The sequence below is a fragment of the Frankia gtarii genome (assembly GCF_025403375.1).
Classification (GTDB): Bacteria; Actinomycetota; Actinomycetes; order Frankiales; family Frankiaceae; genus Frankia; species Frankia gtarii.
The window spans coordinates 19900-31495 of record NZ_JAMPTM010000047.1 but is presented as its reverse complement, the minus strand read 5'-3'; the positions used below and the strand labels follow the sequence as shown (position 1 = coordinate 31495).

Annotated in this window: 10 protein-coding genes; 8 read left to right on the top strand and 2 right to left on the bottom strand. The window is 72.7% G+C overall.

The genetic code is table 11. The features are described from left to right. The 4 genes from NBZ83_RS09960 to NBZ83_RS09945 form a co-directional block, all read left to right on the top strand. Positions 1 to 996: ComEA family DNA-binding protein (locus tag NBZ83_RS09960; RefSeq protein WP_308203781.1), on the top strand; the 996-nt coding region annotated here is incomplete at its 5' end. A 7-nt stretch (positions 997 to 1003) separates the two neighbouring features. Further along, positions 1004 to 3562: a ComEC/Rec2 family competence protein gene (locus NBZ83_RS09955; protein ID WP_261568472.1), complete on the top strand. Its 2559-nt coding sequence runs from the start codon at positions 1004 to 1006 to the stop codon at positions 3560 to 3562. Position 3563: 1 nt separating this feature from the next. After that, a complete protein-coding gene (gene holA / locus NBZ83_RS09950; protein WP_261568471.1) occupies positions 3564 to 4574 on the top strand; it encodes a DNA polymerase III subunit delta in 1011 nt (336 codons plus the stop codon). Then, the gene (locus NBZ83_RS09945; RefSeq protein WP_261568470.1) at positions 4571 to 4969 is read left to right on the top strand and encodes a hypothetical protein; all 399 of its coding nucleotides are present in this window, start codon (positions 4571 to 4573) and stop codon (positions 4967 to 4969) included. The genes holA and NBZ83_RS09945 overlap by 4 nt, the downstream gene beginning before the upstream one ends. 90 nt (positions 4970 to 5059) lie before the next feature. On the opposite strand, the gene rpsT is transcribed toward NBZ83_RS09945, so the two are convergent. Continuing rightward, the gene (rpsT, locus tag NBZ83_RS09940; protein WP_261568469.1) at positions 5060 to 5329 is read right to left on the bottom strand and encodes a 30S ribosomal protein S20; all 270 of its coding nucleotides are present in this window, start codon (positions 5327 to 5329) and stop codon (positions 5060 to 5062) included. 325 nt (positions 5330 to 5654) lie between these two features. Here rpsT and lepA point away from each other — a divergent pair, with 325 nt between their 5' ends. After that, positions 5655 to 7502, top strand: coding sequence for a translation elongation factor 4 (gene lepA, locus NBZ83_RS09935; RefSeq protein WP_308203347.1), 1848 nt, complete (start codon positions 5655 to 5657; stop codon positions 7500 to 7502). A gap of 1 nt (position 7503) precedes the next feature. Here the strand turns inward: lepA and NBZ83_RS09930 are convergent, their stop codons facing one another. Then, positions 7504 to 7659: a hypothetical protein gene (locus NBZ83_RS09930; protein WP_261568468.1), complete on the bottom strand. Its 156-nt coding sequence runs from the start codon at positions 7657 to 7659 to the stop codon at positions 7504 to 7506. 228 nt (positions 7660 to 7887) lie between these two features. Here NBZ83_RS09930 and hemW point away from each other — a divergent pair, with 228 nt between their 5' ends. The 3 genes from hemW (at position 7888) to dnaJ (ending at position 11533) form a co-directional block, all read left to right on the top strand. Continuing rightward, the gene (hemW, locus tag NBZ83_RS09925; RefSeq protein ID WP_261568467.1) at positions 7888 to 9123 is read left to right on the top strand and encodes a radical SAM family heme chaperone HemW; all 1236 of its coding nucleotides are present in this window, start codon (positions 7888 to 7890) and stop codon (positions 9121 to 9123) included. 245 nt (positions 9124 to 9368) lie between these two features. Beyond that, complete coding sequence (gene hrcA, locus NBZ83_RS09920) at positions 9369 to 10388, top strand: heat-inducible transcriptional repressor HrcA (RefSeq protein WP_163551733.1); 1020 nt, start codon at positions 9369 to 9371, stop codon at positions 10386 to 10388. After that, positions 10388 to 11533, top strand: coding sequence for a molecular chaperone DnaJ (gene dnaJ / locus NBZ83_RS09915; protein ID WP_261568466.1), 1146 nt, complete (start codon positions 10388 to 10390; stop codon positions 11531 to 11533). The genes hrcA and dnaJ overlap by 1 nt, the downstream gene beginning before the upstream one ends. Positions 11534 to 11596: the final 63 nt, after the last annotated feature.

Sequence of the window (11596 nt, the reverse complement as noted above, 5' to 3'; positions counted from 1 at the left end):
GAATCGCTCCCACCCGCAGGCGAGCCGCCGCCGCCCATCGGGGTGCGCGAAGGCCTCTTCGCCGACGACGACGAGTGGTCCGACGCCGACGCCGCTGTCCTGGGATGGGCCGACCGCGGCGACGACGACGCAGACGGGCGATCCACCCCGCGTGGCACCGATGGCGGCGTCATCGTCGATCGTCCCGTCCCGTCGGAGCGTGGCTGGCCTGGGGTTCGCGAGCGACTGACGCGCCGGTTCCCGGCCAGCCTGCGCGACGTGGTGACGGCGCCGGCCGCGAGCGCGACGCTGGTCCTTGCCCTGGTCGCGCTCGCGGCCGCGCTCCTCGCCACCTGGTTCGCCTGGCAGCATCGGCCGGTGTCAGTCGCCGCGCCCGCCCTGCGGCCCTCGGTGGTGGTCACGGCGCCGGACGGGACCCCGGCCGGGGGCTCCGTCGACGCCAGGACGGCTCTCGTCCGGACCGCCGCGGCGGGCGCGGTGACCGCGGTCGCGTCTCCGGCGGCCAGCACCGGTACCGCCGCCGAGGTGGTGGTCGACGTCGCCGGCAGGGTGACGCGGCCCGGCGTGGTCCGGCTGCCTGCCGGATCGCGGGTGGTCGACGCGATCGACCGGGTCGGGGGAGTGCTCGCCGGCACGGACACGACCGGCATCGGGCTCGCCCGGGTGCTGGTCGACGGTGAACAGATCCTTGTCGACGGCCGTCCCGGGCCCCCGCCCGCCAGGGCTGTCCCGGCGCCTGCCGTGGCCGCGTCCGCCGTCGCTGGTACGAGCGAGGGCTCCGATGGCGGCGGGGGCGGGCAGAGCGGTCCGATCAACCTGAACAGCGCCAGCTCCGAGCAGCTCGACGGCCTGCCCGGAGTCGGTCCGGTGCTGGCAGGGCGCATCGTCGCGTGGCGCACCGAGCATGGTCCCTTCCGTTCGCCGGAACAGCTCGGGGAGGTCACCGGTCTCGGTGACAAGCGGCTGGCGGACCTGCTGCCGCTGGTGAAGGTGTGACACGGCGATGGTCACGCTGGGCATGGAGACTGGCCTCGCACTGCCCCCATCGTCGCCCGCGGCGCAGCCGGCCGACGCCCGGCTGGTCATGCCCGCGCTGGCGGCCTGGGCCGGCGCCGCGGTCGCGGTCCGCTGGTCGCTGCCGGACGCCGCGCTCGCCGTCGCCGCCGCCGCAGTCCTGACGGTGCCGGTGGGCCTGCTGGCCCGGGCCCGCCTGGTGCGCGTTCGCCGTACCGGCAGCGGGCGCGGCGCGGCGTCGGCGCCCATCGACGGCGACGGTGACCCCCTGGCCCCGGCTGCCGCGGCGGCCCTGACGGCCGTGGTGTTTCTCGCCGCTGGAGTCCTCGCCGGCGGGCTGGCGACGCGTCCCGGCGACACGGGCCCGCTCGCCGACCTGGTGCGGCGGGGGGCGGCGATGACCGCGCGGGTCGTTGTCACGGACGATCCGCGGCGGGCCGCCACGTCCGCGCCCTCGGTCGGTCCGCCGACGGGCGCCGCCACGACGTTCGTCGTGCCCGTCCGGTTGGAGCGGGTTGCCGCCGGGCCCGTCGCGGTGCGGTTGCGCGCCTCAGCGGTCCTGCTCGGGCGGGGCGCCGGCTGGGGTGGTCTGCTGCCCAGCCAGCGTCTGGACGTCGTCGGCCGCTTCGCCGTTCCCCGGGCCGGCGACACCGTTGCCGCGGTCGTGCTGGCCACCGGAGCGCCACGCCTGCGAGGGGAACCCGCCGCGCTGCAGCGTTTCGCCGGCCGGCTGCGGGCCGGCCTGCGCGATGCGGCCGCCGGGTTGCCCGAACCGCGGCGGGGCCTGCTCCCGGCGCTCGTCGTCGGGGATGTGTCCGGCCTCGACGAGGGCCTGCGTGCTGACTTCCGCCAGGCCGGGATGTCACACCTGACCGCGGTCTCCGGCGGCAACGTCGCCGTCGTCACCGCATCCGCCCTGGTCGTGTCGGCCTGGGCGCGGCGCGGTCTGCGCTGGCGGGCGGCGGGCGGCGCGGCCGCGCTGCTCGGGTTCGTCGTGCTCGCCCGACCCTCCGCCAGTGTGCTGCGTGCCGCCGTGATGGGGCTCATCGGACTGGCGGCGTTCGCCGTCGGCCGGCCCCGGGCAGTCCTGCCTGCCCTCGCCGCGAGCGTCACCGTGCTCGTCCTGGCGCAGCCCGCCCTCGCGGTCTCCGTCGGCTTCGCGCTGTCCGTCCTGGCCACCGGCGGAATGATTGTTTTTGCGACGGGGTGGCACGCAGCCCTCGCGCGGCGGCTGCCCGACCGGCTCGCCGAGGTGCTCGCGGTGGCGGCGGCCGCGCAGCTCGCCTGCACGCCGCTGCTGGCGTGGATCGGCGGCGGCCTGAGTTTGATCGCGATCCCCGCGAACGTCCTCGCCGTGGTGGCGGTGCCCGTGGCGACCATGCTGGGCATCGCAGTCCTGGTCGTCGCAGCCGTGTCGCCACCGCTCGCGCGGTTGCTTGCCCACGTCGCGGACCTGCCCTGCTGGTGGTTGGTGACGGTCGCGCGTCGCTGCGCTCATCTCCCGGCGGCCACTGTCGGCTGGCCCGGGGGAGTCCTGGGGGCCACCGCGGCGGCGCTCGCCGTGGTCGCCGCGGTGGCGGTACTGCGCCGGCGGTGGGGGCGCCGGGTGGCCGCCGCGGCCGTCGTCGGCCTGCTCCTGGCGCGCTGCGCCGTCGTCGAGCGGTTCGCCTCGTGGCCACCCGCCGGCTGGCGGATGGTGGCCTGCGACGTCGGGCAGGGGGACGCGCTGGTGCTCTCGGCTGGGCCCGGCAGTGCGGTGCTGGTCGACGCGGGGCCCGATCCGGATCTGCTCGCCCGCTGCCTCGACGAGCTCGGCGTGCGCCGCCTACCGATGATTGTCCTGAGCCACCTGCACGCGGATCACGTCGGCGGACTCCCCGGGGTGCTCGGCCGGCTGCCGGTGGGGGAGGTGCTGGTCGGCCCGTTGCGGGAGCCGGCGGGCCAGTGGCGTTCGGTCCGTCGATGGGTGGACCGGGCGGGTGTGCCGCTGCGCACCATCGGAGCCGGCGCCGGGGGTCGGGCAGGCGCGGTCTGCTGGACGGTGCTGGCGCCCCGGACCGTCCTGCACGGTACCGACAGCGATCCCAACAATGACAGCCTGGTGCTCTCCGCCCGGGTCGGCGCCGCGCGTGTCCTGCTCACCGGGGATGTGGAGGCGACCGCCCAACGGCTGTCGGTCGGCGACCCGCAGGCCCGGGCCGAACTGCGGGCCGACGTCCTCAAGGTTCCGCACCACGGGTCCGCCAACCAGGATTCCGCTTTTCTTGCGGCGACCGGAGCCCGCTTCGCGCTGATCAGCGTCGGCACGGGCAACGACTACGGCCATCCGGCGGCATCGACCCTGCGCACGCTGCGGCGGGCCGGGATGTCCGTCGCCCGAACCGACCGGGACGGGGCGCTCGCCGTGGTCGCACCGGGAACACCGCCCGGAACCGGCCAGCCAGGCCAGCGATGTCCCGGGCCCGAAGTGAAACCGTCGGCCCGGCCCGCGGCGGCGGAGCGCGACCCGGTCTCGGTGGTGCGCCACCGGTCGGGGAACGGATCGTGACATGCTCACCCGCGTGCCAGCTTCTTCAGCGCCCCCGCTCGTGCTCGTCACCGGTGACGAGGATCTGCTCGTGGGCCGAGCCGTTCGCGAGGTGCTCGACGCGGCCCGCGCCCGCGATCCCGAGGTGGAGATCGTGGACCGGGACGGCGCCGAGCTCACCGAGGCGGACGTGGTGGATCTCGGCGCCACGTCGATGTTCGGCGGTGGCCGGGCGGTCGTTGTCCGGGGGGTGCAGGACCTCGGGGAGGAGTTGCGCGACGCGCTGCTGGCCTACCTCAGCCATCCCCTCGACGACGTCATCCTGGTGCTCGTGCACAGCGGCGCGGTGAAGAATCGCAAGCTGGCCGACGCCATGAAGGCGGCGGGCGCCCGTGTCATCCCGGCCACGAAGATCACCAGGCCGCGGGACCGGCACGACTTCGTGGTCGCCGAGGTCCGCCGCCTCGGCGGGCGGATCAGCGATGGCGCCGTGCGGGCCCTGCTCGATGCCGTCGGTGGCGATCTGCGCGAGCTCGCCGCCGTGTGCGACCAGCTCGTCGCCGACACCGAGGGCGGCCTGCTGGACGAGGCCGCGGTGGCCCGCTTCCACCGGGGGCGCGCCGAGGCCAGCGGGTTTGCTGTCGCCGACGCGATCATCGGCGGTGACCTGCCACAGGCGCTGACGCTGCTGCGCCAGGCGATGGAGGGGGGGACCGCGGCCGTGCTGATCTCCAGTGCCGTTGCCGGCGGCCTGCGGGATCTCGCTCGGGTGTCCTCGGCGGGTCCGGGGACGAAGTGGGACCTCGCCCGCGCGCTCGGCATGCCCGACTGGAAGATCGAGAAGGCGCAACGTTCGGCGCGTGCCTGGTCCGATCCGGGCCTGGGGCTCGCGTTGCGCGCGTCGGCGACGGCGGACGCCGGTGTGAAGGGGGCGTCCATGGACGCCGGCTACGCGCTGGAGAAGCTCCTGCGCGAGGTGGCCGCGGCGCGGTCCTTCCCCCGGGACCGGGCCCACCGTGGTGGGCGTCCTTGACCGGGGTACAGCCACCGCCGGACGAGTCGTCCCCGTCGCAGGGCGGCGCGGGTGGCCGGCCCGGGCCGGCTCAGGGGCGCGACGCCGGGAAGCCCGACGACTCCGACGCGCCGCCGCCGGGCGGCTGGTTCGGGCTGCGGGTCCTGCCCGCCGGCTGGATGCGCGCGCTGCTCATGACCGTCACCGCACTGGTCACGGTGGTCGTCGCGCTGGGGGATCTGGCGAGCGCCTGGGTGGTGGGCGTCCTGCCGCTGGTCGTCGCCGCGATGGTCGCCTACCACGAGGTGCTCGACCGAATGCTCCACCCCGCGGACCGCGATCCGGCGGACCGCGATCCGGCGGACTCGGATCCCGCGACGGCACGCAACCCGCCGGGCGACCCAGCTACCCGGTAGGCGCCATGTCGGTCACGCTGAGGGCGGCGGACAGTGCGGGCACGCAGAAAAGCCGGAGCACCCGTGGCGCCCCGGCTCCGCCGCGCGGTTTCAGCTGGCGGTCAGGCTAGCGTGCGCGCGGGCCAGCGCCGACTTCTTGTTGGCGGCCTGGTTCGGGTGGATGACACCCTTGCTGACGGCCTTGTCCAGCTTGCGGGAGGCGGCCCGAAGGGTCGCGCTGGCGCGATCGGCGTCGCCCGCCTCGACCGCGTCGCGGAAGCGGCGCACGTGCGTCTTGAGCTCGGACTTGACAGCCTTGTTGCGCAGCCGCCGCTTCTCGTTGGTGAGGTTGCGCTTGATCTGCGACTTGATGTTGGCCACGCGAAGGAACCTCTGGTTGTCGAGTCGGGATGGTGCGGACACGTCATCATACGGATGCCGGCCGCGCACGGCGGCCCGGACTACCGGCGCCTCAGCAAGCCGGCCACCTGCGCCGAACCCGGTGTCACCGGGAGGCGGAGCGGCCGGACCGCTTGGCACGGCGATGCGGCCCACCAAGGCGGCACCCAGAATACCAAACCGGTGGCGGCCGGTGCACCGGCGCAACCTCCGTGCCGGCTCCTGGCACGATGAAGGATAGGTCGACCCAGATCCCGGCACGGGACACGCTCCCGTGACCACCGCGAGCGAAACGAGAACCTTCCGCGTGTCCGCAGCCCCGCACCTGGCGCCCGGCGCCGACCCCGCGATGATCCGCAACTTCTGCATCATCGCCCACATCGACCACGGCAAGTCGACCCTTGCCGACCGGATGCTCGGTGTGACCGGGGTCGTCGACGCCCGCAACATGCGCGCCCAGTACCTCGACCGGATGGACATCGAGCGCGAGCGTGGGATCACCATCAAGGCTCAGAACGTGCGGCTGCCCTGGCAGGCGCAGGATGGGCAGGACTACATCCTGCATCTCATCGACACGCCCGGCCACGTCGACTTCAGCTACGAGGTGAGCCGGTCGCTGGCCGCCTGCGAGGGCGCGGTCCTGCTGGTTGACGCCGCGCAGGGGATCGAGGCCCAGACGCTGGCGAACCTCTACCTCGCCATCGAGAACGACCTGACCATCATCCCCGTGCTGAACAAGATCGATCTGCCGGCCGCCCAGCCGGAGAAGTACGCCGAGGAGATCGCGGCGATCATCGGCTGCGACCCGGGCGACGTGCTGCGCGTGTCGGGCAAGACCGGCCAGGGCGTGCCGGAGCTGCTCAACGAGATCGTCCGGCAGGTGCCCGCGCCGGTCGGCAACCCCGCCGGACCTGCCCGTGCGATGATCTTCGACAGCGTCTACGACGTCTACCGCGGCGTCATCACCTACGTCCGGGTCATCGACGGCACCCTGACCACCAGGGACCGCTGCCTGATGATGTCGACGGGCGCCAGCCACGAGACGCTCGAGGTCGGGGTGATCTCGCCGGATCCGCATCCGACGGGCTCACTGTCGGTCGGCGAGGTCGGCTACGTCATCCCCGGGGTGAAGGACGTCCGCCAGGCCCGGGTGGGCGACACCGTCACCACTGCCCGCCATCCGGCCACGGAGATGCTCGGCGGCTACCGGGATCCGCTGCCGATGGTGTATTCGGGGCTGTACCCGATCGACGGCAGCGAGTACCCGGCGCTGCGGGAGGCACTCGACAAGCTCCAGCTCAACGACGCCGCCCTGACCTACGAGCCGGAGACGTCGGCGGCGCTCGGCTTCGGCTTCCGCTGCGGCTTCCTCGGCCTGCTGCACCTGGAGATCGTCCGGGAGCGCCTCGAGCGCGAGTTCAACCTGACGCTGATCTCCACCGCGCCGAACGTCGTCTACCGGGTGGTGATGGAGGATCTCTCCGAGGTCACCGTGACCAACCCCAGCGACTGGCCCGGCGGCAAGATCGCCGAGGTGTACGAACCGATCGTCGACGCGATGCTGCTGCTGCCCACCGACTTCGTCGGCGCGGTCATGGAGCTCTGCCAGGGCCGGCGCGGCGTGCTCAAGGGGATGGACTACCTGTCGGCCGACCGGGTCGAGCTCAAGTACACCCTGCCGCTGGGTGAGATCATCTTCGACTTCTTCGACGCGCTGAAGTCCCGCACCCGTGGATACGCCAGCCTCGACTACGACCAGGCCGGGGAGCAGCTCGCCGACCTGGTCAAGGTCGACATTCTCCTGCAGGGCGAGACCGTCGACGCCTTCTCGGCCATCGTCCACCGGGAGAAGGCGTACTCCTACGGTGTGGCGATGACGACCAAGTTGCGCGAGCTGATCCCCCGCCAGCAGTTCGAGGTGCCGATCCAGGCGGCGATCGGCAGCCGGATCATCGCCCGGGAGAACATCCGGGCGATCCGCAAGGACGTGCTGGCCAAGTGCTACGGCGGTGACATCACCCGCAAGCGCAAGCTGCTGGAGAAGCAGAAGGAGGGCAAGAAGCGGATGAAGACTATCGGGCGGGTCGAGGTCCCGCAGGAGGCGTTCATCGCCGCGCTGTCCACCGACACCGGGAAGTCCGCGACGACCAAGTGACCTACAGCGGGCTCGCCGGCAGGCGGATCGGTTCGGTCGCCGGTTCGGCGACCGGAAGATCACCGGCGGGCGCGGCGGCGCTGGAACGATACACGGTGGTTCGGGGCGGGAGCAGCTCGGAGATCTCCTCGAAAACGGCCCGTACGTCATCGTCCATGCCCTGATCTTTTCGCATCGGGCTCGACCGGGCCACGATGGCCCGCCCATATCCGATCCTCCGTACACAACGGTGACAAAACGTGCTCGACGTCTCGTCTGCGCAGCCGGGCTGGCCGTTTCCGATGCTTGTCCCGCCGTGGTCCCGGCGTGGCCATCGGCGGCCCGCTCGTGCGCTTGACAAACGTGGCGTTGCTACAACCCCCTGCGTTGGGGGCACACTGGGGGCATGCCACAAAAGCCTCCCGACGGGTCACCTCCGCCCGACGACGGCGCTCTCCCGCCGGCCGCGCTGGCCGAGTTGACCGAGCGCGCGTTCGGGGCGTACGTGCACGTGCCCTACTGCGCGGCGCGCTGCGGCTACTGTGACTTCAACACCTACACGGCGGCGGACCTGGGCGGCGCGCTGGTCTCCTCGGTGGGCCTGACGACCTTCGTCGACATCGCCACGCAGGAGATCCGGCTGGCCCGGGCGGTGCTGGGCGACGTCGACGTGGCCATCTCGACCGTGTTCGTCGGCGGGGGCACGCCGACCCTGCTCTCCGCGGGCGACCTCGCCCGCCTGCTGCGTGCCCTGGACGCCGAGTTCGGGCTCGCCGCCGACGCGGAGGTCACCACCGAGGCGAACCCGGAGTCGGTCGATCCGGCCCAGCTCGAGCAGCTGCGCGCAGCGGGCTACACGCGGATCTCGTTCGGCATGCAGAGCGACCGGCCGCATGTGCTGGCGGCGTTGGACCGTCGGCACACCCCCGGGCGGGTCTCCGAGGTGATGCGCTGGGCGCGCAAGGCCGGGTTCGAACAGGTGAGTCTCGACCTGATCTACGGGGCTCCGGGTGAGTCCGAGGCCGACTGGGCGGCGAGCCTGCGGGCGGCCGTGCAGCTGGGGCCGGACCACGTCAGCGCCTACGCGCTGACCGTGGAGGAGGGCACCAAGCTGTCGCGCCGGGTGCGCCGCGGTGAGCTGCTCGAGCCGGACGACGACCTGCTAGCCGACCGCTACCTGCTCGCCGACGAGATCCTCACCTCCGCCGGGCTGACCAACTACGAGGTCAGCAACTGGTCGCGGGATTCTGCCACCCGCTCCCGGCACAACCTGGGCTACTGGCGAGGCGATCACTGGTGGGGCTTCGGCCCGGGGGCTCACAGCCACGTCGGCGGCGTGCGGTGGTGGAACGTGCGCCATCCGGCGGAGTACGCCGCCCGTCTCGCCGCCCAGCGCAGTCCGGCCGCGGCGCGCGAGGAACTCGACGCGTCCACCCGCCGGGTCGAGCGCGTCATGCTGGGGGTGCGGCTGGCGGAGGGGCTCGGCGTCGCCGAGCTCGACGAAGCCGGACTGGCGGCCTGCGCGGACCTCGCCCGATCAGGCCTGATCGAACCGGGTGCGCTCGAGTTCGACCGAGTGCGGTTGACCCGGCGTGGTCGTCTGCTCACCGACACGGTGGTTCGGGCGTTGCTGCCCGACTGACCGGCGCCCGATCGGGCGCGGCTGCGGCGGTGCGGAACCGGGGTGCCCCCGTGGTCGTTCGGTGGGAAGGATGTCGCCAGCTCCTCACCTGCCATTCGTGGAGCGGCTCATGTTCTGTGCTTCAAACAGGGCCGGCGGCTACACTTGGCACTCACTGCGGCCGAGTGCCAGGCCCGGTGTCCGTCGGTGCAGGTGCGCGCACCGTGGCCCGGCCACGTCCCGCTTGGTGAAGGGGGTGCGACCGCATGCTAGAGGATCGGCGGCTCGAAGTCCTACGGGCGATCGTGGAGGACTTTGTCCTCAGTAACGAGCCGGTGGGTTCCAAGGCGCTGGCGGAGCGTCATAGTCTCGGCGTCTCGCCGGCTACTGTCCGTAATGACATGTCCGCGCTGGAGGAAGAGGGCTACATCACGCAGCCCCACACCAGCGCCGGGCGTATTCCGACAGACAAGGGCTATCGGTTGTTCGTCGACCGGTTGTCCGGGGTGAAGCCGCTGTCCCGGGCCGAGCGGCGGGCCATCCAGAGCTTCCTGGAGGGCGCGGTCGATCTCGATGATGTCGTGCGCCGCTCGGTTCGCCTGCTCGCCCAGCTCACCCGCCAGGTGGCGGTGGTGCAGTACCCGTCGCTGTCGAGCAGCAGCGTCCGGCACATCGAGGTTGTGACCCTCGGGCCGCGCCGGATGCTCATGGTGATGATCACCGATACCGGGCGGGTCGAGCAGCGGATCATCGACAGCCTCACGCCCGTGGACGACGAGATCGCAGGCGAGCTCCGGGCGACCCTCAACTGCGCGCTGGCCGGCCAACGGCTGGCCGACGCACCCGAGGTCGTCGCCACTCTGTCCGACCAGACCCGCCCCGAGCTGCGGCCGTGCCTGGCGACGATGACCGGGGTGGTGCTGGAATCCCTGGCGGAGCGCCCGGAAGAGCGCCTCGCCATGGCCGGCACGGCGAACCTCACCAGGGCCTCGGTCGACTTCGCCGATTCGTTGCGGTCGATACTGGAGGCGCTCGAGGAGCAGGTCGTGTTGATGAAGCTCATCGGCTCGGCCCGCGAGACCGGTACTGTAACGGTACGCATCGGTCGAGAGACGGACGTGGACGCCCTGCGGACGACCGCAGTGGTGGCCACCGGCTACGGCCGCGGTCCTTTCGCCCTGGGCGGAATGGGAGTGGTCGGCCCGATGCGCATGGACTATCCGTGGACGATGGCGGCCGTCCGGGCCGTCGCCAAATACGTGGGTGAACTCTTGGGTGCCGACTGATGGCCGTGGACTACTACGCAGTGCTCGGCGTGCGCCGAGACGCGTCGAACGACGAGATCAAACGGGCCTACCGCAAACTCGCCCGGGAACTGCATCCAGACGTCAACCCCGACCCGGAAGCGCAGCAGCGTTTCCGCGGGGTGACCGCGGCCTACGAGGTGCTCTCTGACCCGGAGAAGCGCCAGATCGTCGACCTGGGCGGTGACCCGCTCGCGCCCGGTGGCGGTGGTGGGGGTGCCGGCTCGCCGTTCGGCGCCGGCTTCGGTGGGCTCGGCGACATCATGGACGCCTTCTTCGGCGGCGGGACGGCCCGCGGCCCCCGCTCCCGGGTCCGGCGCGGCAACGACGCGCTGCTGCGGATCGAGCTGGACCTGGCCGAGACCGCCTTCGGCGCCACCCGCGAGATCACCGTGGACACGGCGGCCGTGTGCTCGACCTGCACCGGTGCCGGGGCTGCCCCCGGCACCCATCCCTCGACCTGCGGCACCTGCGGCGGTCGGGGGGAGGTCCAGCAGGTCACCCGATCCTTTCTCGGGCAGATGGTGACCTCTCGCCCATGCCCGCGCTGCTCGGGTACCGGCACGCTGATCGAGCATCCCTGCCGCGACTGCGGCGGGGACGGTCGGGTTCGCAAGCGCCGCACCCTGACGGTGAAGATCCCTTCCGGTGTCGAGGACGGGATGCGCATCCGGCTGTCCGGGGAGGGCGAGGTCGGTCCCGGTGGCGGGCCGCCCGGCGACCTCTACGTCGAGGTCTCCGAGCGCCAGCATCAGGTGTTCACCCGCGAGGGCGACGATCTGCACTGTGAGCTGCCGCTGCCGATGACCTCGGCGGCGCTGGGCACCTCCGCCACCCTGGAGACCCTCGACGGCACCGAGACCATCGCGGTGAAGCCGGGCACCCAGCCGGGCGAGGTCATCAAGCTCGCCGGCCGTGGCGTTCCGCACCTGCGCGCCGCCGGGCGGGGGCACCTGCACATCCACATCAACGTGGAGACGCCGACGAAGCTGGACGCGGAGCAGGAGCGGCTGCTGCGGGAGCTGGCGAAGATCCGCGACGAGGAGGCGCCCGCGGTCGTGGGCGGCTCCACCGGCGGCGGCGCGAGCGGGTTGTTCCGCCGTCGCGGCGCGCGGCGCGGGCGCTAACCCGCCGTCACGGTCGGCCCCAGGGCCGACCGACGCTCGTTTCCCGCCGGAGAGGACCTCCAC

What these genes read in the sequence shown, in the direction of transcription:
- hemW (WP_261568467.1), top strand. Translation starts at nt 7,888, where the DNA reads ATGCCACAAAAGCCTCCCGACGGGTCACCTCCGCCCGACGACGGCGCT.
- NBZ83_RS09955 (WP_261568472.1), top strand. Translation starts at nt 1,004, where the DNA reads ATGGTCACGCTGGGCATGGAGACTGGCCTCGCACTGCCCCCATCGTCG.
- dnaJ (WP_261568466.1), top strand. Translation starts at nt 10,388, where the DNA reads ATGGCCGTGGACTACTACGCAGTGCTCGGCGTGCGCCGAGACGCGTCG.
- hrcA (WP_163551733.1), top strand. Translation starts at nt 9,369, where the DNA reads ATGCTAGAGGATCGGCGGCTCGAAGTCCTACGGGCGATCGTGGAGGAC.
- holA (WP_261568471.1), top strand. Translation starts at nt 3,564, where the DNA reads ATGCTCACCCGCGTGCCAGCTTCTTCAGCGCCCCCGCTCGTGCTCGTC.
- NBZ83_RS09930 (WP_261568468.1), bottom strand. Translation starts at nt 7,659, where the DNA reads ATGGACGATGACGTACGGGCCGTTTTCGAGGAGATCTCCGAGCTGCTC.